Annotated in this window: 23 protein-coding genes; all 23 read right to left on the bottom strand. The window is 34.1% G+C overall.

What is annotated here, in order from left to right; all coding sequences use genetic code 11:
- Positions 1-377: hypothetical protein (locus T335_RS0114070; RefSeq protein WP_026478112.1), on the bottom strand; the 377-nt coding region annotated here is incomplete at its 3' end.
- Positions 378-394: 17 nt separating this feature from the next.
- Positions 395-1,642, bottom strand: a complete 1,248-nt coding sequence (locus T335_RS0114065; RefSeq protein WP_026478111.1) for a hypothetical protein — start codon at positions 1,640-1,642, stop codon at positions 395-397.
- Between the two features lie 40 nt (positions 1,643-1,682).
- Positions 1,683-3,041 carry a hypothetical protein gene (locus tag T335_RS21725; RefSeq protein ID WP_051569333.1) on the bottom strand — a complete coding sequence of 453 codons (1,359 nt, stop codon included), beginning with the start codon at positions 3,039-3,041 and terminating at the stop codon, positions 1,683-1,685.
- Positions 3,042-3,043: 2 nt separating this feature from the next.
- On the bottom strand, positions 3,044-3,361 hold the full coding sequence (locus T335_RS0114055; RefSeq protein WP_026478110.1) for a WXG100 family type VII secretion target: 318 nt from the start codon (positions 3,359-3,361) through the stop codon (positions 3,044-3,046).
- A gap of 16 nt (positions 3,362-3,377) precedes the next feature.
- Positions 3,378-4,139, bottom strand: coding sequence for a hypothetical protein (locus tag T335_RS0114050; RefSeq protein ID WP_026478109.1), 762 nt, complete (start codon positions 4,137-4,139; stop codon positions 3,378-3,380).
- A gap of 12 nt (positions 4,140-4,151) precedes the next feature.
- Complete coding sequence (gene essC / locus T335_RS20840) at positions 4,152-8,084, bottom strand: type VII secretion protein EssC (protein WP_051569332.1); 3,933 nt, start codon at positions 8,082-8,084, stop codon at positions 4,152-4,154.
- 15 nt (positions 8,085-8,099) lie between these two features.
- On the bottom strand, positions 8,100-8,924 hold the full coding sequence (locus tag T335_RS21720; protein ID WP_051569331.1) for a DUF5050 domain-containing protein: 825 nt from the start codon (positions 8,922-8,924) through the stop codon (positions 8,100-8,102).
- 11 nt (positions 8,925-8,935) lie between these two features.
- Complete coding sequence (locus T335_RS0114040) at positions 8,936-9,166, bottom strand: EsaB/YukD family protein (RefSeq protein ID WP_026478108.1); 231 nt, start codon at positions 9,164-9,166, stop codon at positions 8,936-8,938.
- Between the two features lie 14 nt (positions 9,167-9,180).
- Positions 9,181-9,681 carry a hypothetical protein gene (locus tag T335_RS0114035; protein WP_026478107.1) on the bottom strand — a complete coding sequence of 167 codons (501 nt, stop codon included), beginning with the start codon at positions 9,679-9,681 and terminating at the stop codon, positions 9,181-9,183.
- Positions 9,682-9,693: 12 nt separating this feature from the next.
- Positions 9,694-10,170: a hypothetical protein gene (locus tag T335_RS0114030; protein ID WP_026478106.1), complete on the bottom strand. Its 477-nt coding sequence runs from the start codon at positions 10,168-10,170 to the stop codon at positions 9,694-9,696.
- A gap of 11 nt (positions 10,171-10,181) precedes the next feature.
- Positions 10,182-10,385, bottom strand: a complete 204-nt coding sequence (locus tag T335_RS0114025) for a hypothetical protein (RefSeq protein WP_026478105.1) — start codon at positions 10,383-10,385, stop codon at positions 10,182-10,184.
- A gap of 43 nt (positions 10,386-10,428) precedes the next feature.
- Complete coding sequence (locus tag T335_RS0114020; RefSeq protein WP_026478104.1) at positions 10,429-11,310, bottom strand: hypothetical protein; 882 nt, start codon at positions 11,308-11,310, stop codon at positions 10,429-10,431.
- Complete coding sequence (locus T335_RS0114015; RefSeq protein WP_026478103.1) at positions 11,307-12,290, bottom strand: hypothetical protein; 984 nt, start codon at positions 12,288-12,290, stop codon at positions 11,307-11,309. The genes T335_RS0114020 and T335_RS0114015 overlap by 4 nt, the downstream gene beginning before the upstream one ends.
- Complete coding sequence (locus tag T335_RS0114010) at positions 12,268-13,737, bottom strand: ATPase, T2SS/T4P/T4SS family (RefSeq protein ID WP_026478102.1); 1,470 nt, start codon at positions 13,735-13,737, stop codon at positions 12,268-12,270. The genes T335_RS0114015 and T335_RS0114010 overlap by 23 nt, the downstream gene beginning before the upstream one ends.
- A 13-nt stretch (positions 13,738-13,750) precedes the next feature.
- Positions 13,751-14,572 (bottom strand): P-loop NTPase family protein, encoded by an 822-nt coding sequence (locus T335_RS0114005; RefSeq protein WP_026478101.1) that lies wholly within the window; start codon positions 14,570-14,572, stop codon positions 13,751-13,753.
- A gap of 12 nt (positions 14,573-14,584) precedes the next feature.
- On the bottom strand, positions 14,585-15,451 hold the full coding sequence (locus T335_RS20835) for a hypothetical protein (RefSeq protein ID WP_051569330.1): 867 nt from the start codon (positions 15,449-15,451) through the stop codon (positions 14,585-14,587).
- Between the two features lie 2 nt (positions 15,452-15,453).
- Complete coding sequence (locus T335_RS0113995) at positions 15,454-16,839, bottom strand: nucleotide-binding protein (protein ID WP_026478100.1); 1,386 nt, start codon at positions 16,837-16,839, stop codon at positions 15,454-15,456.
- 33 nt (positions 16,840-16,872) lie between these two features.
- Positions 16,873-17,277, bottom strand: coding sequence for a prepilin peptidase (locus T335_RS21715; RefSeq protein WP_051569329.1), 405 nt, complete (start codon positions 17,275-17,277; stop codon positions 16,873-16,875).
- A 449-nt stretch (positions 17,278-17,726) separates the two neighbouring features.
- The gene (locus T335_RS0113985) at positions 17,727-18,371 is read right to left on the bottom strand and encodes a TVP38/TMEM64 family protein (RefSeq protein ID WP_026478099.1); all 645 of its coding nucleotides are present in this window, start codon (positions 18,369-18,371) and stop codon (positions 17,727-17,729) included.
- A gap of 17 nt (positions 18,372-18,388) precedes the next feature.
- Complete coding sequence (locus tag T335_RS0113980) at positions 18,389-19,810, bottom strand: sensor histidine kinase (RefSeq protein WP_026478098.1); 1,422 nt, start codon at positions 19,808-19,810, stop codon at positions 18,389-18,391.
- The gene (locus T335_RS0113975) at positions 19,810-20,487 is read right to left on the bottom strand and encodes a response regulator transcription factor (protein ID WP_026478097.1); all 678 of its coding nucleotides are present in this window, start codon (positions 20,485-20,487) and stop codon (positions 19,810-19,812) included. The genes T335_RS0113980 and T335_RS0113975 overlap by 1 nt, the downstream gene beginning before the upstream one ends.
- 111 nt (positions 20,488-20,598) lie before the next feature.
- Positions 20,599-21,027, bottom strand: a complete 429-nt coding sequence (locus T335_RS0113970; protein ID WP_026478096.1) for a DUF2680 domain-containing protein — start codon at positions 21,025-21,027, stop codon at positions 20,599-20,601.
- A gap of 162 nt (positions 21,028-21,189) precedes the next feature.
- A complete protein-coding gene (locus T335_RS0113965) occupies positions 21,190-22,209 on the bottom strand; it encodes a ThiF family adenylyltransferase (protein ID WP_026478095.1) in 1,020 nt (339 codons plus the stop codon).
- Between the last annotated feature and the right edge of the window lie 74 nt (positions 22,210-22,283).

Below are 22,283 nucleotides of genomic sequence, written 5' to 3'. Positions count from 1 at the left end.
AAATTAGTTTCGTAGGGATAAACCCGTTCAATCTCATCCCAAGAAATATGGCCCAATCTAACGTAGGAGATATTGTCATAGATACCTTTTTCATTAATAATGAGTGCTGGTTTTTTTAATATGTACTCTATAATTATGGTTCTCATTAAAATGTAAGCGTAATGTAACCATATAATTGATAATAATAATTGCAGTAATATTCTTATTAATGTAATTAAAGGGTTTGAGGTAAGGCCAAAGGTAAATTCTTCTGGCCATAGAATTGACAGTGTTAAAATTGCACTCATAAAACCCACAATAATAAAAGACATCACTACTGCATAAAGCTTACTATTTTCTCTCCTGTAATATACAATTTCATTTACACCCTCAGACAATGAAGTCCCTCCTTATTTTAGAACTGAGTATTTGTGTACTTCTTATGCATAGCTTTAATAACTTCTAACAGTTCTTCTAATGGGATATTTACCATCATCTGTAATATTTCTATTTCTTGATAGGTCTGCTCTTTTATCGTTTCTTCAATATCTTCTAGTTCTGCTTGGGTAAGGGTTTTATCTATTTCTTGTACCTCACTTATAATTACATCAGTATTATCCTTCCTAACAATATTATTGAGTTTAGAAAGTCTAATAATAATCTTTTTTGACATACCAGCAAAATCATTTCGCTCACTATCTAGGCTTTCATGTATATATATTTTTTGAATATCCTGCCACCTAACCTTCTTTTCTCTTGCAAACCACCTACCCACGGTTATTCCTGAAGGGTCCATAATGACATTGGGTTTTCTTTTTCTTGTTAATAACATAAAAATTAAAGTGACTGCTGCCATCATAGAAATTATCATAAAAAATATACCTACCCGTGGAGAATCACTATATAAAAACCGTCCACCGAACAGGAACAATAAAGTTCCCCCAAATGCAATCAACCATTTTTCAGTGTTATAATAGTATTGTAGTTCTTTATCATTAGCAACATAGCTTTTGCTTCCTTCATAATATCTTTTTACATAGGAAGTATTCATTTTGTTTTTGTTATATTTTGAGAATATTTCTATTAGACTTTCTTCCTTTAACTTTGTTCTTGAATAAATCCGTTCTACAGGAATTGCAGTAATTCTACCCTTTGTAAATTTAGATATTTTAAATTGAATTTGCTTTATAATGCTTAGTTTCTTTACGAAGGCTTCCTCTTCTTTTAAAATAATATTTACAAACCTTTCACTTCTATATAGCTTCCAACTGCCATAGGAGTATTTCGTATCATACTCAAATACACGATCAATTTCTTCCCATGGAATAAAACCTAATCTTACAAAGGATGCATTATCGTAGATGCCCAGTTCATTTATTATTAAAGCTGGTTTTCTTTTATTATTTATTAAATCAATCCATATGGTCCTTAAAAATATCAGTAGAACATATAGTCCCATAAGAAGAAGGGCTATTTGCATTGAAGTTCTCAAGAACATAATTAATAGTTTATGGGTGTATCCAAAGGTAAATTCTTCTGGTGTTAGCAAAGTAATCGTAAGAAAGCCAAAGCTAATACCACCAAAAATCAAACAATGTATTAAGTTATGGGCAATAATACCGTCCTTTCTGTAAAATATAGTTTCCGTTCTATCCTTAACCAAGACAATTCCTCCATCCTATAATTGCCTACATTTTTATTCTTCACCATCTCAAGTTTGGTATTGGAACACCCCTTATAGGTATAGAGTTTTTTATCAATTGGGATAATACTTTCCCCATATTGGCATCCTTTACGTTTTGTATTCCATCAGAGATATTATTATATAGATTTGTGGCCATATTGGCCCCCGCTTTTGAAGCATCACCTACTTGATTTGAAATAAAATCAACAGAAGATTTAACTCCAAGTTGTATCCACTCTTTTACTGATTTATCATTATAGTTATAGTTAAAAATCTTATCATAAACACTCCCAGTGATCAATCCCCCTCCTATAGCACCCACCGCAGCTCCAATTGCAGTACCAATGCCTGGACAAAAGAAAGTTCCAATTGCTGCCCCAAAACTACTGCCTGTAGCAATTCCTCCCTTTACGGTATAAATTCTAGCTGCCCCCACAGCCACATCCACTGATGCATCACCAAAATATTTTGACCATCTTGTTTCTCCATTTTGAATATTAGAAGAAATTCCCTGTAAAGTTTCAAATGCCACCCCTGCATAGGCTATGCCATCTGCTAATTTACCAATTTTTTGTGCGTGTTGATAAGTTTTATATCCCTTAAAAATTGTGTTCATATTATTATATTTGGGGACATTATCTATATTGTATCTTGTTGCAAGCTTTAAGGGACGTGTTATCCCCTGACTACCATGTATTCTGTATTGGTGACCCTGTTGCACAATACTAAATCCCATATTTTTGACGGCATGTTCCATTCCTTTATTTGTCTCAACTATAGTTTTTAATGATTTTGGTATACTTCTATAAGAGTAATTTTGTAATAATACCTTACTAACAGAATAGTTGGAATATGATTTTATTATTTCCTCCACGGCACTAAATCCTGTGGCAGTACCATTAACAAAACCACTAAACCGTCCTAAGCTTTGAGGATTAACAAATTTATTAGTTAGGGCATTTGATCTTCCAGTTGCTAATGTAGGGTTAATCATTGAAATAGTAAAAAGCTTATTAGGAATGCTTATAGGGGAAGCAAATAACATCGATAAGAATCTTTTATTATTAATATTTACTGATATTTTGTTCCCCTTGGTTTTCTCTTCGGAGGCTTTATAGATTCCGATGGCTTTATCTAACCCCTTAGCCTTGCCTTGTAAAAGCTGAGTAAGACTTTGACAGCTTCTTTTCACTTCATTACTTGTTTGAAGGACTCCACAACTGGCGCTTCTAACGTAGGATTCATGATATTTTGAGTTGGTGGTATTAGCGATTGAATTGACTTCACTAGTTGCACCAGCAATATAGTCTCCATAGGTTTTTTCTAAACGTGAAAGCTTATTCTTTAAATCAGTAAGCTTGTTTATATTCACCTTCATAGTTATAGGCTCCTTAATCTAAGTTGTTCTTCCTGCAATCTCTTTCTTAGTGCCTCCTGTCTTCGTTCCTCATCGGCTCGACTTACTGCACTAGCTAAAGACTTCAGTCTACTTTCTAAGCTTTCAACTTGTCTTGTTAGCTTATTGATCTCAGAACTAATCTGATTATATTCTGATATAAAGGTTTTGCTTGCTTCCCCCTGCCACCATCCCCCCACACCATTTACGTCCTGTGTTAACTTATTATGGGATGTTTTAATATTATAGGCTGTATCATTTACTCTCTTTGCAACTCTATTGATGCTACTTGGTGAAGACATGTTATCCCTCCTTTACCTAAAAGGCAAATAATGAATTAATCATTTCTTTAGGATTAGATTTATAGATACTGACTCTTTCATAGTCTTCTGTCCCTTTGGTCTTAACCATCCATGCTTTTCCATTTAATTTAGATATATTTAACATTGCCTGAATTGTTTGCTCCTCTTCATTTTTAAAGGCGGTAATTTTAATAGATTCCTCATCCTTAACAAGGGCATCAAACATTAAAGTCAGTTCCTCTTGGGGAATACCTTCAACAGCCACTACTTCGCCAGCCTTTGGGCTATCTCCCTTCATTGCAAACTCCAGGGCTTTATCAAAATCTTTAGAAGCTATAGAGACCATATATTTCATGTCAGACTCTTCTAACTCAGCAAGTCCATAAAAGTCTATAAGGTAAGTATTAAAATCTTCTACCTCTTCAAAGGTATCAATAATGCATTCTCCATTATTTTTCATTGATATTGCCAAATAACTTTTAATAAATAAATATTGGATTTCTTCATCATTATTGATTGATATCGTGTTGACAAGGGCCACATCGGGAAAGGCAATGACACTTAATATTTTTTCCATTTCTTCTACGATGTGTATTTGTCCCTCTTCATCATTTACTAGATATCCTCTTTCCAAAAGATTTTTAGATACAACTTCCCAGTGTTTTGCAATTTCATCTTCATTAGCATCCTCTAAGGGATTATCTACTCCTATTATTTCTTCTGCTCCTGCCAAAACACATAGAAATAGCAATTCGTTATTGTTTAATATATACTGCATCTTAACATCTCCTTAATCGTTCTCGATAAAGCTTGGTACATGGGCTACCCGTAAACTCTTATATTTATTCTTAGTGATTAGGTATCCGTCCCCCATCTCTAGTTCTCTTTCGGTAGTGCCATAGGGAAGCCTTACATTAAATAAACCTTGATCCTTTATACTTCCTAATAGAATACCTGTCTGGGTCTCTCTTACTGATTTACCGAAGTTATCCCAATTAGCCTCAAAATCTGATGTGGTTCCTACCGCTAAAACTGCCACCTTTAAGCCATGATCCTTCTTAACGACTCTTTCTAAAAGATCCTTTAATGAGAAGTTGTCTCCGTCAGTAAATTCTAATAGGTTATCAAAAACAAAGACTATTTGTTGCCACTTCTCATAAATTTCTTCCAAATTACCACCATTCATTTTACATTCTTTTAGTTGTTCTCTTCTATTATCTAACTCTAAAGTTAATGATTCAATTAACCCATACATATCTTCCACTTGACTTAAATCAACTACATTTGGCATACTCATCATTGGGTAAATTCCCATTGCATTTGAATCTTGGGCATAGATTTTGATGTTATCTACACCTACTTGATCAGTTAATAATTTTGTCCATGAAAGCAACAATGTACTTTTTCCTGTTTGAGAATCCCCAGCAATCATAATTGTAGGAGTTGTCCTTAAATCTACACAAACTGGTTGTAGATCTTCTGCGCTTAATCCTATGGCTAACTTTCCAGTAGAGCCTTGGTTTATTTCTGTAATATCTATATTGGTCGGCATTTCTGGTATTGGTCTTGCCTTTGGTATAACACCCTTAGCTGCAAATTCCTCGAAGATACTAATTAACTTTTCAGTATCTCTTTCTTTAAAAGCTGGTAGGGCAGTATGAAACTCTAATGGTGGTTGATTTCTCACTAGTCCTCGTCCAACAACTGATGCAGGTTCTAGTCCCTCAGTTCTACCTACAATACTGTCATACTCAGATTTATCAGTAAGTTGTAGAGTAACTGCCATTTTGAAATTAACCGCAAATTTATATTTTACTAAGGTAGCATTTGTTGCCGATGCAATTAGATATATCCCGTATTTAGTCCCTTCCCTTGCTAAAATAATCATTTCATCATCTACTTTTTCATATGTTTCAGATAAAGCAAAGTAGTTATCTATTAGTATGAAAATAGCAGGCAATGGCTCCTTATTTTTAGCCTTATAGTTAATAAAGCTATCGGAACGAGTTCTTTCAAAAATTCGTTTTCTTTCTTCTATGCACCTAAATATATATAACATAAATTGATTGATTCTACTTTCTTGTTCGATAGTCATCACGCCACCACAATGGGGTAATCCTTCAAATTGCTTAAAAGCAGTTCCTCCAAAGTCCATGATATACATATTTACTTCTTCTGGTGAATGTAAATGAGCCAACGATAAACATAGGGTTTCCATTAAGAAGGTTTTACCAGTACCAGGGGACCCATAAATAAACAGATGTCCTTCCTTAGCAAAATCTAATGCTAATGGAATCTGATGTTGGGCTCTCGGATCATCTAATATTCCTATATTAGGACTTAGATATGGTGCTTCTCCTGCCCAAGCCCCCAGTTCATAGTTAAAGCCGACTTCCTTGTCATTGTATAGATCATCCAAATATAGCTCTTCTGCTAATGGTGGCAGCCATGGACCTTTTAATGCTTCTATATTATTATTTTCAGCTGATTCACTAATATATTCCACCATCGCCTTAAGCTGAGAATCTAACTCTACATTTGCAATTTTTTCTTCTTCTATTGGATAAATTTGCTCCTGTTTTCCATTTAATGAAACGCTATAAATCCGCTTTTTAATATTTTGATCCTGCTTTAATATACCGCTTGGATCATAATCTGCCCCAGAATAGGTTGATTGGAACATTTCAAAGATTTCATCATTTCCAACCTGTATGTAGGCCCTTCCTGGTTCCTTAATCATAGCTGCATCTGGCCGTTTAATTACATCCTTACTATCAGCTTCATCCTGTACCTTAAGACAAATTTTAAATTTAGAGTTACTCCAAATCTGATCATCTACTACACCCGCCGGTTTTTGTGTTGCTAATATTAAGTGGACCCCTAAACTACGTCCTACTCTGGCAGTACTTACTAGCTCCTTCATAAAGTCTGGTTGTTCTTGTTTTAGTTCTGCAAACTCGTCGGCGATCATTACAAGATGAGGAATTGGTGGCATATTTTCATCTCTATTAATGTTGTGATATAGTTTTTGATACTTATCAATGTTATTAACGCCGTATTGAGAAAAAATTCTTTGTCTTCTTTGAAGCTCACTTTTGATTGATAATAATGCCCTTGTAGTTTGATTTCCACCTAAGTTTGTAATGGTCCCTACAAGGTGGGGCATTCCTTTAAATACGTCTGCCATTCCGCCGCCCTTATAGTCTATTAATACAAACACTACGTCATGGGGGTGATAATTAATTGCAAGGGATATAATAATGGATTGCAATAGCTCACTCTTACCAGAACCTGTTGTTCCTGCGACTAAACCATGGGGTCCAAAGCCTGTTTCGTGTAAATCTAAGTGAAACAGTTCGCCACCGGCCCTTGCTCCAATTGGTACCTTCATTCCCATATAGGTCCTATTTTTCTCCCATTTGTCTACTACATTTACTTCTTCAACTTTATTTGCCTTCATCATCTCTAATAGCGTAATTGACTTAGGAAGCGAAAAGCTTGCTTCTGAACTTTTTATTCTGACAGGAGATAGATGCATAACAGCCCTTTCTAGGGAAAAAAGTTCTAACTTGTCGGGGGTAAAGGTGTTCTTTTCACCAGTTTCTCTATTAATGTATTCTCCATTTTTACCCTGTAGGTCGATAATAGTGTTACAGTTCATTGGTAAAAAAGCTCTGTTTTCTGCAATGAAAATTGTAGAAATACCAATACTTCTATTTTTATTGAAGATGTATTTATTAATCCCTTCATTTTCTAACAGCGTAGTATCTTCAACTATAAAAACATAGTGGGGCAGATTACTATCCATCTGTCCTGTTCCCTTAGATTTTAGTTCTCTTGCCTTAAAGAGATCATTTAATTCGCCTAAGGTCTGATGGGCTATTGCTTTACCGCATAACATGTATCTAGTCTTATAGTCTTGATCCCATAGATGGGGTAAATGTCGTGCCCATTGCCATTTTTCAAAATTATCTCCCTTAAGTAGTAAAACTACCTTTACATCATCATATCCATGATGGGTAATGATTTGTAGCATTACGACTCTTAATAAGTCTAGGGTTCTATCATAGGCTCCAGCAATACCTGCAATTTCTGAAGAAAGTATTTCTAAAGAGATAGGTACCCCGCTGATACTTCCATACTCTAGTGCCACTTTTTCTGGTTCTAGGGCCAGTGGATCATTATCTAAAACCATTTGTTGCTTTGAATATTTTACCTTTACTGCAGCAGGAGCAGTACCTATACCTATTCTTACTGATAAAAAGTCACTATAGGCAGGTGTTCTTTCCCAAAGCTTGTTATCGGTATTTACAATTCGTTGCAAACAAATGGCAGGCTCTGGGTTAGCCTCGTTCATAGATTTATTTTGTTGCTCCTTTGATAGGGTAAGCTCACTTCTAATATCAGCAATCAGTTGCAGGTATTTCTTTTCTCTATTTTCTTTTTGAGCTTTATATTTTTTTATTTGTGTTGTCGCTCCTACTAGCGAAGCAATTACCGTCATAATTGTAGTGGCAATTCCAATCATCATATAGACTGACTGGGTACTTAAGGCTAGCATCACTGTAATAATTAACATAACCGCTGGTGGTACCAATAGGGCAAACCAAGATATCTCTGGTTTTTGATATTGACTAGGGGGGTTAGGTACTTCGACTTCCCCCACAGGCATTTCTGGTAAGAACCTTGGTTGGCGACTAAATTCATATTTTCTATTCTTCATTCTCAACACCCCTACCTATAACATAACCATCTTAGCATGGCCGCCTGATACAGAAATCTTGTACCAGCTATTATTTTTATCCTCATTTATAAAGAAGATTTCATCCTCTATCACATGAAGATTTGAAGCTTTATCACCACATATTCTAATGCTACTTCCGTCCTCAATACTTATCCTATAAATGGTCTTTCCATCATTACTATTTGAGCAGTAAATATATCTTTCATCTACATTGAAATCAGTGGTCATCATACCGTCAAATGTGTGTTTATTTTTGCTTGGTAAATCATACAAGGTGAGATAATAATTGTTGTTTTTATCAACTAAAATAATCTGTTCTTCCTTAACTAATAATCTTATAGCCTCAACATCTGTAACAACAGTCTCTTTATTACCATTTATCAAATAAACTTGCTTAATGGCATTTGAAGTAGCATAGAATAGACTATCGTTATTAATGGTAAAACAAACTACCTCTTCATTTACTTCCTTCATTAATTCACTACCATTTGATCTGCATTTATAAAGCCTTCTGTCGATCTCATCAATAAAGTAAATATAGTTATTAAATAAGATCAGGTTGCTACAAGACTTCTTTAATACCACTTCTTCTTGGTTGGTAATTACATTTAACCGATATAAATAATTATTATCTCTTTCTTCGCTATAATAGATATACTCTCCATGGAAATTCATAAACCAAGCTAACCCATCTGCTACTTTTTTAGGTATATTTCCTTCGTCTACAAGATATGTACCTGAGCAGTCTCCAATATTAGTAAAGTAATGACTAGACTGAATTTTTAAAGCCAGTCCACCATTTATTATGTTATTAATCAAGCCAAACCCTCCTATACAACAGTAAGTAACGCACCATTAGATACTCCCTCTTCTTCTAACGTTAGGTTATTATCTAGAATATGACCTAATGGCTCTGCCTGCAATTTTTTTTCTTTGATCGCCTCAACATTTAAGGTGTCTGCCAACATGGTTAACAATTCCCTAATTGGAACGAAGGTTGGTATCTTTAAATCTATAGAGGTAGAGTTATTTTGTTTAAAGGTAACGATAATGTAATCCATTTACACACCTCCCATTAATTACGTACTGAAATAATATACATCCGTTGCAATACCATTAAATAGTCTACATCGCTTCCAAAGAATTGATGGGCCCTTATAAGGTAGGCTGTTTTGTACTTGTAAAAAGACTCTAGCCTTGCTTCTACCCTTGTTTGTTTTTGATTAAAGTAATTATCACTTACAACAAAATCCAACGTAACTTGTATCGTGTTTCTTCTATCATCTAGTGGAACAAAGGTTAATGTTCGATTATTTTGGTTATTAGTTAGTCGGACATTTAAGGCGTCTTCAAAGGCCTCAGCAAAATAAGCAACAAATCGCCCCTGCTCTATCACAGCATCTATATCCCTAACACCATAATAGTCTAAGCTTCTGTCCTTTGCCGCACGACTGGAATTAATTAATGCTGAACTAAGGGTTACTTTTTCAGTAATTACATGGGCAATTTCCATAAGGGGTTCTGTTAAAACCCCTACTAAAACTACAAATAATATAACGATTGCAAAATTTCTCATGGATATCAGTCCTTAGTAATAATAATCTAGATCCTTATAATGCTTTAAGCCCGTAGTCTTTAGGGAAAAACTAAAGGGAACATCAAACCCTACCTCTTCCCCCCATATTGTTATTTTAAAAGGATAGACTGCTTGTACTCTAACCATTAGAGGCTCTCCCCTTTGGAGATAGGGTTTGTCCCAATCATTGCTAAGATAATACATAGTTTCATCGTCATTCCCTCTTGCTTCTCGTCCATAGGCATTTTCAACATCAATTAATACCATATGGGGGTTTTCCCTAAAAACAGGTTGCTCCTGCATGCGATAAAGGGTATCATAATAATAGGTGTCCTTTAGATAATTATCACTAGCAACAATTTGAGATATATTGAAGGTTTCTACCACTATAGTCATATACCAAGGAAAGAAAAAAACAATATTTGTAAACATTAGGATGGCAGTTACAACAAATAACGCCACCAATATTGATTTTGCAAAACTAGCCATCTACATCACCCTTACAATACTTTAAAAGTAGTTTGAATAAAGTTAATAAACATTGTCCACACTTGCCCAATCCAAGTCTCCATAAAACGCTCGTTTATGAATCCTATGGCTACCCCAATTACAACAATAACTGCCACTGTAAATGCAATTTGCTTTACTCCATATTCTCCTGATTCTTCTTCAATAAATAAGCTCATTTTGTTTTCCTTTTCCATGTTATTTTCCTCCTCTTTATTTATCATTTTTTATTGATCATTTTTATTGAAACATTGTAAATGAATGCATAAGTGTAAATAAATAGTAAAGGGTTATATAGACCCCTAATGCTAGGATTAACACCAGCTGCAATCGACTATTTTCTGCTTGTCTTTTTTCTAGCTCATCTTCTAAAGCTCTAATTCGAAATTCATCTAACTCATTTTTTAAGTAAGCCATTTGGCTAATATTATTAAAACCCCTTAACCTTGTTTCCATGATGTCGCAAAATTTTAGTATATAATGAATTGGCACCCTCTTTTTCAACTGTTTTAGGGCAAATTCCTCTCCATACTCGATATTATCTAGCATAACTCCTAATTCTTCTGCCATATCTGCATGGGCATTAGGGAGATAATCCTTTATTACATCTGCTAAATAGATATTAACCGATTTAGAGTATTGATAATACAGCATACTATAAAAGGCAGGAAAGGCTAAAGCTATGTTTTTATTTTTTCGATCAATGGTTTTTTCTAACTCATCTACTGGATAGAGCCAACCAAGTATAATGAATATCGCTGAAACATAACCTAAAAGGGGGTTTGCTTTATACATTACCCATGTAACAATTATTGCAATTAAGGCATAACCCATTTGCTCAATTCTAACTTCCTCTGGCTGTATATTTAAATCTAGTCTCTCTATTATTTTTTTCAGCCTTATTCTTTCTGCATTTGTAATTAAGCCTTTACCATATTCCCTAGCAAGGTACTTCTTTATCCTTTGGAACCTTTCCTTAAGCTTATCGTCCTTTTTCTGATTTAAATAGTGCCTAGATCTTTTTTTCAATTTATTGCTGACAGGTCTATAAAAGGGATATAAGAAGACTTTTACTAAATAAAAGACCGATGCCAGGGCAAACAATTTGGCTAAAACTGTCATTTCTTATCCCCTCCAATTCCAAGGTCACCCTGGAGCATTTGGCAACGGGCAAAACTAATACAAACAACACTGATAATAATTGTATTGATAAATTTCCCAAGATCGTTATAGAGCATAAATTCTCGAAATTCTTGAACAGTAGATGCGTATAAGAAGAATAAAAGTATAATAATTGTTTTGAGTAAAAAATCCCTATTCATCTTTCTAAAGATCCTATCTTTTCGAGTATTGATTTCTCTTAAAACTGCATTTTCATCAATGATATCTAAGAAAATATCTGCCATCCCTTTTCTTTCGTTATACTCAAAAATAATTGCTTTTTTAGTGAAGTTATCAAACTTTGGTCCCAATTGTTTGTTAAGTAAAGTTATCGCCTGCTTAAAGGTATAACCATTGTTTTCACAGTTATCTATAAACTGTTGGAAGTAGGGCCTTATGTTAGGGCTAATGTATTCTTCACTTTCCATTACCTTTTTTATCGCCACTAAAACGCCATGGCGGGCCAAGGGACATAAAACCTCTTCTGCCGTCATAATATTTTCTACCCGTTCCGCCTTAATCGCCTTCGACTGCATTACAAATAGCGTCAGAATTGCTATAAAGACTGATAGGGTTACGACAAAAGAAAGGGTTATATTTTTCATAAATAGAACAATTATCATCATACTGATGGAAAAAAGTATGCAAAGCAAGGAAGTAAAACTTTCTAAAGTTAGGGGCAGTTTAAAGTCAATGATTAACCCCTCTACTAGTCGATTATACTTAGCAAATACATTCTCTTTTTGTCGTACAATTTTCTCTTTTTTAACCCTTTCTAGGTATCGTTTTGTGTTATAATCACCAATAAAATCTGTAATGGTATCAAAAAGATCTAAAAAGAATTTTGATATTCCTTGAAAGAACCTAATCTCGAAAAATACATTTATAAAGATAAAGGCCACCACACCTAAAGATAAACTAATTTTCGTTATTGTATTCATTGAACATATACACCTCTTCTTCGTCCTCTGTAGGTGGTTTTGTCAAAAACTCGAATCGGCTTTTCTTTATTCCAGCCTTTAGCATCGATTGTTGTAGCTTTTCCGATAATGCACCTACTCTTTTATGCCTTCCTTGAATTTTCAGTACCTTATGGGTTTCAGGATCCTCTAAAACATCTTCACAAATAAACTTATAGATGGGATTTACGATTGGTTCTAACCCATTAGATCCTGTTATTTCAGAAATTGATGTAACCTTTCTAGTTCCATCTGCTAACTTTTCTTGATAAATTACAAATTTTACAGCACTACAGATATTTCTAAGGGCCAGCTCTGCTGGTTCATTGGATACCATTAAATAAGCTGTTAAGAATCTATATATTGCATCTCGATCTCCCTCGGCGTGAAGGGTCGTAAAGAAATAATGGCCTGTTTGGGCAGCCCTGAGGGCTGTTGCGAACTCCCCTGGGGTTCTAAGTTCTCCCGGTCCAAGCCAATGGGGAGATTGTCTCATGGCATTAATCAAAAGATTTTCCATGGTAGCAGGACTTGAATCATCATCATCGGATACAGACTCATATTGAAGAACATCGTTAATGATTCTTCCATACTGTTGGTCTCCTTCTCTTCTTAAGAGTCTCATTTCAGAAGGATTCTCTATTGTAATGATCCTTGATAAAGGATCTATTTCTTTTACTAGAATTTCATTTAGCGTGGTCTTCCCGCTCCCTGTTGGTCCTACTGTAATCCATGATGAATCTGATTTAGGTATAAGGGATAATAACTTATACATGTTTTTAGTAAAGGATTCATTCTGCATCATTGACTCAGCTGTAATTGATTTTTTACTAAACTTACGGATTACAAAGGCAGGTACATCATAGGGAGAAATTTCTGCATGGGTTGCATTTACACGATAACCTTCTATTGTTCTAGCATTTACCATTGGAATCTTTGGTGTTAACCTCGCTTTAGATACTCCTATTAGCTTGGATATAATCCTCTCCATATGCTCTTTATCAGTAAATCCTTGCTCCCACTTTAATGTTCGTCCTCCACTTTCTACAAAAATCTGTTGAGGTCCATTGGCTCTAATCTCATCAATTTGGGGGTCTTCCATTGCCTTAGTTATGGGCCCATAGTGGGTAATTTCGTTTATTAAAGCTTGTTTTAAGAGAAACAAATCGCTGTAGCCTTCTACAATTGGTCTTTGAGAGTCAACAAATTCATTAATATATGCCTTAGTCATCTCCCTTTTTCTTGCTGGGTCATTCTCCCTCCTAAACGAGTGGTTGGCACTTTTAGTAATATGTTTCTGACATAATTCTAAAGCTTCTTCAAAGGAAATAGTGGTGTATTTATTCTTTAAGTCTTCCATTTCTTCTTTGTTCTGACCTTGCCATAAGGTTTTTTGTTGCATATTACTAACTTTTCCACGAGTAAGCATGCATCCACCTCCTCTATTGATTTATCAGTCTATCTGCCAATTGGTCGATACCTGTTATAAAAAATTTATTAACCAAAGGATTGTCCTTTACATAGAGTTTCCCTACAAAAGAATCTACTAAAGCTGATTTAACCATCGGTAGTTTTGCTGCTACATTAAAATTTAGGTCTTCTAAAACTTTAAAATCGAACTGTAGTTCTTGAAGATTCATTAGGATAACACTGGTAAACTTAGCTGTGCTAACCCCTATAGAGGAAGCAAAATCCAACAGTTTCATCATATTATTAGCTGCTTCTATTCTTTCTGTTGATGTAAAAAACCCTATATGACAATACTTCATTGCCCCTATACACAGCTCCAATGGGGGAATATTAGGAATATCAATTAGTATTAAGTCAAACATATTTTTAAGGGTTGAAATGACTCTTTCTACATTTTCAAAGTCAATATCAAAGTATTCCTCCATTAGATCCTGAGGACTTGGATTTAGCATATATAAGCGTTCATATTTTGTAGCATTAATTTCATCCCTGAAATCAGCCTTATCACTTCTAAGGACTTTAAGTAGTCCGTCGCCCTTTTTATTAGGTTTTACATCTAAAAATTGATATAGATTTGGGTAAAATACTTTAAAGTCTACAACACATACATTTAACCCCTTTTGACTAAGGGTGTATGCAAGATTGCTGATTAATAAGGGATTATCTACACCATCACAGGCGGGCATAAAGCCCACTACGCTGTAAATTAGTTTATCTACGTGTTCTTCAATCCCAATACGCTCTTGGGGTGAGATTTTTTTCATAAGACTTTCTATTCTTTTTTCTATAGACATGGTCACCCTCCCCTAACGATTTCCTGGAAATTGATCTATTAACACACCACTAGTACGCCTACTTAAAATGGTAATTAAAAAAGTGTTGTTAGTATGGGTTATATATGATGCATAAGTGTCTATTTGTTCTCTACTTCCTTTTAGAACTAATGCTCTAGGCTGGGTATTCTTGATAAAATCTTCACTTTGCATAATTTCATGTCTTTCGTCTTCGCTAAGGTTAAGAATGTCTTTATACATCTCATATATTGAGTAGTTATTAGCATTAAGCATGTCTATAATCTCAATACTTTCAAAAAGCATATCCGTCTTGATGTTTCGCTTGTTATTACTTTGATTCCCCAAATTAGGGTTAAAGTCATCAAAGTCATTGGCAGTATCGGTATCTTCTTCATCGGATTCATAGGATACCCTGATCCTTACTTGGTCGCCTGGCTTTAATATACTTCCTCCCAGCTCAACGTTATTGAAGGGAAGAATTAAAATTTCGTATTCATCATCTAATTCATATAACCATTCATTTATTTTAGGTCTTACATCAGTAATTTGATCCTTATGTATAATACTTTTATCTCTTAAGAAATATTGGTTATATTTATTTAATGCATCTTCTATATCCTCGGCTAATATCATATCCTTGTTGTATTCTTTTCTAATGATGCTATACTTTTCAATATTGTCCTCAGTTATCATAGAATAAGCAGGTAACCCTTCACTTGCCTTTATTCTAATAACCGACACTGTGTCTTTAGCAGCTTTATCGGCATTAGTAAGTACAATAAAAGAAATAATGATTACTGTAATACTGATTAATAGTGTTGCAATTTTTTTAAATAGATTTTTATTTGGGGCTATATTTTTTACCGTATTTAGTTTCACTTTTACTTAACTCCTTCCATCAATCTTAAAAGTATATTGGCATAGGCACTTGTGTACTCACCAGTACTATTTACAATAGGAATATCACTCTCTATTTGCTCATCAAAGTTAGGGCTATAGGGTACAAAACCGGCTAAAGGTGTATCTATATTGAAGTTTTCAGATAGATCTGAAGTAAGGACTTCACAAACTTTTTCTGCTGTGAAAATCTCTCCTTGGAATTTAGCCCTGTCATTATACTTAGTTACAATAACCTTTGTTTTAGCATTTAAATAAGTAATTTGTTGATCATCTAATACATTCTCAATATTTTTTAGAGTATTAAATATTCCATGTAAGTTATTAGGCACACATAAGCCAAAAACATCTATATGGATTAAGGCCTCTTGAAATTCCTTCAGTAGGTCCATAGGTAAATCTACAATCACAAGATTAAATTTTTGCCTTAATACAGAAATTAGCCCAATCAATCTATTACAAGAATAAAGTTGTTGAATTAATCTTTTATCATCAAATTGGTAGGACAGCGAAGTTAACCACAAGTCATCCTTAACTTGATAAGCAGTGGTTTGGTAGTCTTGAGGTTTTGCTAATGTTCTTATTAGTGATGCACTAATATCTTCGTCCTCTTGGGAAAACTCGTAAAACCCATTAAAATACATATTAGTACTACGATAATCTATATCTAGATCAACTATAATTGTACTTAACCCTCTTTTATTTGCTTCATATGCCACATTCACTACAGTGCTGGTTAAACCCATTCCTCTATGTCCAGTAATCGCCACTACTCTACTTATTCCTTTACTTATCTTTTCTATTTCCTTTGATAGACTATCTCTGGCTTCAACTGAAGTGTCATCCTTAGCTTTCTTTCTAAAACGATCAAAAAATGATGATTTCTTTTCTTTATCTATTGATTCATTATTTGGTGCCTTTTTTAGATTTTTTTGTTGGCTACTTCCCTTTTGCCTATCGTTTATTACTTCTAAGGCTTTATGATAGGCAATACTAGGTAGCCTCGTCTCATCATAAATTAATAAATGAAACATTGAATATCTTTTGCTGATATTATTTATTTTTTTCCCTTGAATAGGATCATTACTAAGAAATACTATTGTTGGTAGTCCATTATACTTTGTTTCTAATAAAGTAAATAATTCTGTAAAAGTATCTATCATATTATAATCTTGGTTTGGTACTGCGTCCTTTAAAACCAATATGTTATCGAAGACTATACCAGTCTCAAGTATAAAGTCTGCCGCAGAATTAAGGGAGAGCTCCTTTGTATTGACTACATCAACCTTTTTATTTAAATAATTTTTAACAATTTCATGTTTTACACCTGCAATTAGAAGGGTTCTCATATCATCACCTACCGTTTTCATTTTTTACCTATCTTTTAAAGTACATCTTGTATCTTATATCATAGCCACTGTAATAGCCACAGCAACTGTTATAAATGGAGCAAAGGGTACGGTTTTTATTTGTTTTTTTAGTGTTATATGAAGAAGGGCCCAAACCAGAGCTAAAGTACAGGCCAAGATATATACTAAAATATTACTTTTATAACCTACCCATACACCAATAGCCATAAGTAATTTAATATCACCTGCTCCAATATATTTTGGATTAAAAAACTTTACAACTAAAAGAGGAAAGGCTGGTATAAAAAATCCCCATAATGAACCAATGTCCATAGCACTAACTATCAGTCTGAATAATCCTAACATTAAAATTCCAAGGATTATGTTATTTGGGATAATTCTTTTCCTAATATCGTATATGGAACATAAGAGTAGTAAACTAAAGAAGGCTAATTCCATAGTAATTCCTCCTAGTTTTGATTTATTGTAATTTAAATGTATATGCAATGCATAAACAAATTGTTATCTGTATATAGGCCTTTGTTTGCACTAGTCTATACATTTTTATCTATTTATCCACTTAAATACTCTTTTAACCATATTTTTGAACTTTGTGTTTTTTATGTTATAATTTCCTAACTTCGTCAAATTTTTTTATTATCCTTCCATAATTGGTATTTATTACCCTCAAAATTCGACATGTTCTGACATTTTGCTTTTTTCATATTGAAATTACTAGCTTTCAGGCCATCAGGACTAAAGTCCCATTTTGAAGGGTTATAAATTCCTAAGCAAAAATAGCATAATTAGTAATAAAACCCCTACTAGTTGTAGAGGTTATTTTTTACTTCATCATTATTTATTTTACTTCTATTGGCTCCACATGTTTATGAAAATACCTTTTTAGCCTATTCTAACTTACTCTTCTTAACAAAAATAGGTAACAGGGCAAACAAAAATAAAACAATAAAGACCCCTATTGTCCGAATAGATACTAGGTCTTCTATTCCGTCCCCTAAAAATGTATAAAGGAAAACCTTTGGTCCGATACCCAATAGGGTACCTAAGAAAAAGTCATAATAATTTATTCCAGTTAAACCCGCACCATAACTAACAGGATCGATGGGAAACCCAGGGGTTACCCTCATCATAAATAATGTCTTTATTGCATCTTTTTCTTTGATTTTCTCTAACTTTGCAATATATTTATCCCCAACAAACTTTGAAAAAACCCCTTGAAACTTACTTGCTAATAGATAACATAAACTAGAACCCGCTAAAAGTCCTATAAGACTAACTAGACTTCCAAGTAAAGTTCCAAAAATAACGCCCCCCAAAACAAATGTTATGGCACTAGGAATGAATAGGAAGGGTCTTAGAGCTGCAAATATTATAAATACCAATACCCCCCATATGCCAAAAGATTCAACAAAGGCCTGTATTTTATCAATATCTACTCGGTGTTGTATTGCCCCACCATATCGTAATAATAGGGTTATTACTATTAAAACAATTGCTATCTTGGTTATTCTTTTTATTAAATCGACCTTCATTGTTTTGCCTCCTAATACTAAGTATTACTTTTCTTTATATCAAAGAAAAATAGAACCCCTCCTTCAACATTTTCTACCCCATATTGACTTCCGTGCAGCTCGAGAACACTTCTTACAATAGCAAGACCTAACCCAGTACCTATTTTTTTATCCTTCTCTTTATAAAAGCTCTCCCAAATATAACTTAAGTCATCTTCTTTTATTGCAGGCCCTTCATTGAAGACTCCGATCCAAATTCTTTCTCCTAAATCCTTTAAGGATATTTCTATTTTTCCTTCATTTCCTGTATGACTAATTGCATTTTGAATTAGATTACTTAACACTTGCTCTATTCTGTACTCATCTCCTAGAACAGTGGTTTCTCCCAAATCACCTTTTATTTGCAAGTGAATTGATTTCTCCTTCACTAATACATCAAATTTAAATAAAAGTCGATCTATTAAAATGGCTATTTCAAATAGCTCTACATCCACCTTAAAGTTTCCCGATTCTAATTGACTTAAATCTAATAAATCCTTTACCATTGTACTCATTCTATCTATTTCTTCTTCTATAATATGATAGTACTCTTCTTTTTCTTCCTCATTTGTTGCTACACCATCCTGTAACGCTTCTGTATAACCTTGAATTAGTGCGATGGGAGTCTGTAATTCGTGGGATACACGGGCTACAAACTGCTTTCTCATCTTATCTAAATTCTTTTCTTTATTTAATTCTTCTTGGAGCTCATTAAAGGTTATTTTTAGCTCATTTGATAAAAAATTGAAGGTTTCACCTAGCTGTCCAATTTCATCCTGCCGTGGGTCGTCCCACTGGCTATCAAAATTAAGATCTCCCATCTCCCTTACTACCTTATTTAATTTAATTAAAGGACTTGTTATGGTTTTAGAAAAAACCAATGATAAAATCATTGCTAAAATTAATCCGCCCATTAGAATATAAAGATTAAACTGTTGTGCTATTGAGATAGCTTCCTCAATAGGCTGTATAGGTGTTTGTAGTATGATATAGTAGTTGTGGTTGTCAATAGGTCTAATTAAGGCTAATGTATCTAACCTTCTCATATCACCCGGTAGTTTATAAATTATACCTTCTCCTCGATATACCCGCTCCCATATTTCTCCTGGAACAGCTTGAACTCTTGTGATTCCCATAATTGTACCCGTTTGGTAAACTAAGCGTCCTCTAGCATCCATAATTCTTATACTACCATTTAAAATAGATGCAACGTCATTAATATTTTCTTGGGTTCCATAGGAAAAACCCTCTTTCTTTATTTGATCCTCGATTTCCTCGACATAAAGCTTCATTTGATTAATTTTTTGCCCTTCATAAAAGTCTGTAAAGAAATTAGCTTGTAAAAACCAAAGCAACCCCACTATTGCAAAGGAAAACGCAATAAATAATATAAATAGCTTTGAAAAAATTGTTTTTTTCATTATTCCTTCACCTCAAAACGGTATCCCACACCCCTAACGGTTACAATTCTCTTTCCACTTTCTTTAAGCTTCTGTCTTAATCTTTTTACGTGGGTATCTACCGTTCTTAAGTCTCCATAATAATCATATCCCCATACGCCATCTAAAAGCAATTCTCTTGTAAGGGCTTTGTTTTGATTGTGGATAAAATAAAGTAGTAGATCATATTCTTTAGGACTCAATTGAAGTAGCTCATTATTTAAAAAGGCTTGATGGGATTTTTTGTCTACTTTAATATCATCAATAAAGACCATCTCTGTAGATACCTGCTGCTGACTACGCTTTAAAAGGGCTTTAACTCTAGCTACTAACTCCTTTACACTAAAGGGCTTTGTCATATAGTCGTCGGCTCCCAATTCAAATCCAAAAAGCTTGTCGCTCTCTTCTCCACGGGCAGTTAGCATTAAAATTGGTACATTACTGGTTTCTCGAATCCGCTTACATATTGCCCACCCATCATAGTGGGGTAACATAACATCTAAAATAACCATATTAATTGATTTTTCATTCCATAACCGTAGGGCTTCTTCACCGTCTGCCGCTTCATAGACATTAACCATTTCCCTTTTTAAATAGGTTGAAACCAACTTTCTCAGTTTCTCTTCATCTTCCACTAGCAATATATTTGCACCTACCATATTTGTCACCTCTATTCAAAATAAATAAAAACACCAAAGATATGGTGTTTTTATTATATCCAATTAGTCTACCCTAAGGCAAATTGATTCTTTCTTTTCTAGGTCCTTTATCTAAATTTCTTTACCACTTTCGTCTAAATCCCTTATACAATTTTCATTTATCCTTCTATTTCCTTGTATTTTTCTAAACCCTCTACCCCTACCTTCAAAGTTTTCCATTCTTTCTTGTATCTTTTCTTTTAGAGCCGCTGCCTCTTCTTCTGTCATATCTCCAGCTTTTACTTTTTCATCAATTAATTGAAACTTATGTTCCAACATTTCTTCTCTTTTATTTTCAAAATCTATTTTCTTTTCCTCTAACCACTCTTCTTTTGTAAGGTCTGTGTTCTGTATCTTTCTTTCAAAAGATGCTATTCTTTCTCGAAAACCCAAAAATCTTTCTCTCACAGTAACTTCTTCTGAAGATGCAAAGCTTGCAGACCCCATAAGGGCAATTAATCCCAAAGCGATAACTGCAACTCTAGTATTTCTTCTTATCATAGTATCCCTCCAATTAGATTATTTTTTAAAGCTTACTCTTAAAGATTTGAAATACATAAGCTATCATCCTATGTATTTTAAAATCTTTACAAGCTTATCATATCCATTTATTGTGTCGGTACTGTGACAAGTTTAGTAATCTTCTATGTTGAATTTCAGCCATTAATAGCCTATATATTTTGCATAAAGACCTTTAGCTTCTTCAATGGTTTTTGCATTTTTTATTATGGCTCTACCATCATCAAAAAGTTTTATTTCGTATCCTTCAACTTTTGCAGTTAATAAAAAGGGAGAAAGTTTCACCTCAACACCTGCGTTCTCTAACCTATCATATATAATTTTAAGGGATATTGTCCCTTTACTATTATTTGGGTCAACCTGAACGCTATTATTTCCACATATGTGAACAGCTTCTGGCATTTTATTATTAAGATACTGATATTCTTTTTTTCCACAGCAGCTACAATTTTCTCTTTTCGTTAACTTCATCGTCTGAAACTCATTGTCCCACAAATCTAAGTAGATCATACGATTTTCTACTTCTTGATAGTTTTCCGTTAAATATTTAATTGCTTCATTAGATTGATACATTCCTACAATCCCCGTAGCTGTATTGATTACTCCTGCAACATCACAAGTTGTTATACTGCCGGCTGATGGTGGGGTATCCATCATGCATCTTAAACAACCAGTTTCATTTGGAATAAAAACCTTTATTGCTCCTGTACTACCCACCGCACCACCATAGATCCATGGAATACCATGGTTAAATGCCACATCATTAATGAGGTATCTTGTTTTAAAGTTGTCGGTACAATCTATGATCAAATCAATTCCATCAATCATTTTTTCTATCGTGATACTATTAACATCTTTAACGATGGCTTCAATTTTAATGTCAGAATTTATTTTTTCCAATTTGTCCTTTGCTGCTTCTGCCTTTGGTATACTATTTTCTGCATCAGCCTCATCAAACAAAATTTGTCTATGAAGGTTACTTAACTCTACAAAATCACGATCGACGATGCGTAAGGTACCTACGCCTGTCCTAGCAAGGCTGTTGGCTACAACCGTACCTAAAGCCCCGCATCCCACTATTAGAACCTTCGATTGATTTAATTTCTCTTGTCCTTCTATCCCTATCCCTTTAAAATTTACCTGTTTCATATATCTATCCTTCATAACCTTCACTCCTTTTTATCGCCTTCTTTTATCTTCTATATCTTTATTAAAATCCCTTGTTAATGATAATACTA

Source organism: Alkaliphilus transvaalensis ATCC 700919, from assembly GCF_000621485.1.
GTDB classification, from domain to species: domain Bacteria; phylum Bacillota; class Clostridia; order Peptostreptococcales; family Natronincolaceae; genus Alkaliphilus; species Alkaliphilus transvaalensis.
The sequence above is the reverse complement of the archived record's forward strand: the minus strand, read 5'-3'. Positions and strand labels throughout refer to the sequence as shown.

Excerpts from the sequence above, each read along its gene's own strand:
- T335_RS0114030 (WP_026478106.1), bottom strand. The coding sequence starts at position 10,170 with ATGGCTAGTTTTGCAAAATCAATATTGGTGGCGTTATTTGTTGTAACT.
- T335_RS21725 (WP_051569333.1), bottom strand. The coding sequence starts at position 3,041 with ATGAAGGTGAATATAAACAAGCTTACTGATTTAAAGAATAAGCTTTCA.
- T335_RS0114050 (WP_026478109.1), bottom strand. The coding sequence starts at position 4,139 with ATGCAGTATATATTAAACAATAACGAATTGCTATTTCTATGTGTTTTG.
- T335_RS21715 (WP_051569329.1), bottom strand. The coding sequence starts at position 17,277 with ATGGAATTAGCCTTCTTTAGTTTACTACTCTTATGTTCCATATACGAT.
- T335_RS0113995 (WP_026478100.1), bottom strand. The coding sequence starts at position 16,839 with ATGAAAACGGTAGGTGATGATATGAGAACCCTTCTAATTGCAGGTGTA.
- T335_RS0113965 (WP_026478095.1), bottom strand. The coding sequence starts at position 22,209 with ATGAAGGATAGATATATGAAACAGGTAAATTTTAAAGGGATAGGGATA.
- T335_RS0113975 (WP_026478097.1), bottom strand. The coding sequence starts at position 20,487 with ATGGTAGGTGCAAATATATTGCTAGTGGAAGATGAAGAGAAACTGAGA.
- T335_RS0114035 (WP_026478107.1), bottom strand. The coding sequence starts at position 9,681 with ATGAGAAATTTTGCAATCGTTATATTATTTGTAGTTTTAGTAGGGGTT.
- T335_RS0114015 (WP_026478103.1), bottom strand. The coding sequence starts at position 12,290 with ATGAATACAATAACGAAAATTAGTTTATCTTTAGGTGTGGTGGCCTTT.
- essC (WP_051569332.1), bottom strand. The coding sequence starts at position 8,084 with ATGAAGAATAGAAAATATGAATTTAGTCGCCAACCAAGGTTCTTACCA.
- T335_RS0113985 (WP_026478099.1), bottom strand. The coding sequence starts at position 18,371 with ATGAAGGTCGATTTAATAAAAAGAATAACCAAGATAGCAATTGTTTTA.
- T335_RS0114040 (WP_026478108.1), bottom strand. The coding sequence starts at position 9,166 with ATGGATTACATTATCGTTACCTTTAAACAAAATAACTCTACCTCTATA.
- T335_RS0114055 (WP_026478110.1), bottom strand. The coding sequence starts at position 3,361 with ATGTCTTCACCAAGTAGCATCAATAGAGTTGCAAAGAGAGTAAATGAT.
- T335_RS0113980 (WP_026478098.1), bottom strand. The coding sequence starts at position 19,810 with ATGAAAAAAACAATTTTTTCAAAGCTATTTATATTATTTATTGCGTTT.
- T335_RS0114005 (WP_026478101.1), bottom strand. The coding sequence starts at position 14,572 with ATGTCTATAGAAAAAAGAATAGAAAGTCTTATGAAAAAAATCTCACCC.
- T335_RS0114020 (WP_026478104.1), bottom strand. The coding sequence starts at position 11,310 with ATGACAGTTTTAGCCAAATTGTTTGCCCTGGCATCGGTCTTTTATTTA.
- T335_RS0114010 (WP_026478102.1), bottom strand. The coding sequence starts at position 13,737 with ATGCTTACTCGTGGAAAAGTTAGTAATATGCAACAAAAAACCTTATGG.
- T335_RS0114025 (WP_026478105.1), bottom strand. The coding sequence starts at position 10,385 with ATGGAAAAGGAAAACAAAATGAGCTTATTTATTGAAGAAGAATCAGGA.
- T335_RS0113970 (WP_026478096.1), bottom strand. The coding sequence starts at position 21,027 with ATGATAAGAAGAAATACTAGAGTTGCAGTTATCGCTTTGGGATTAATT.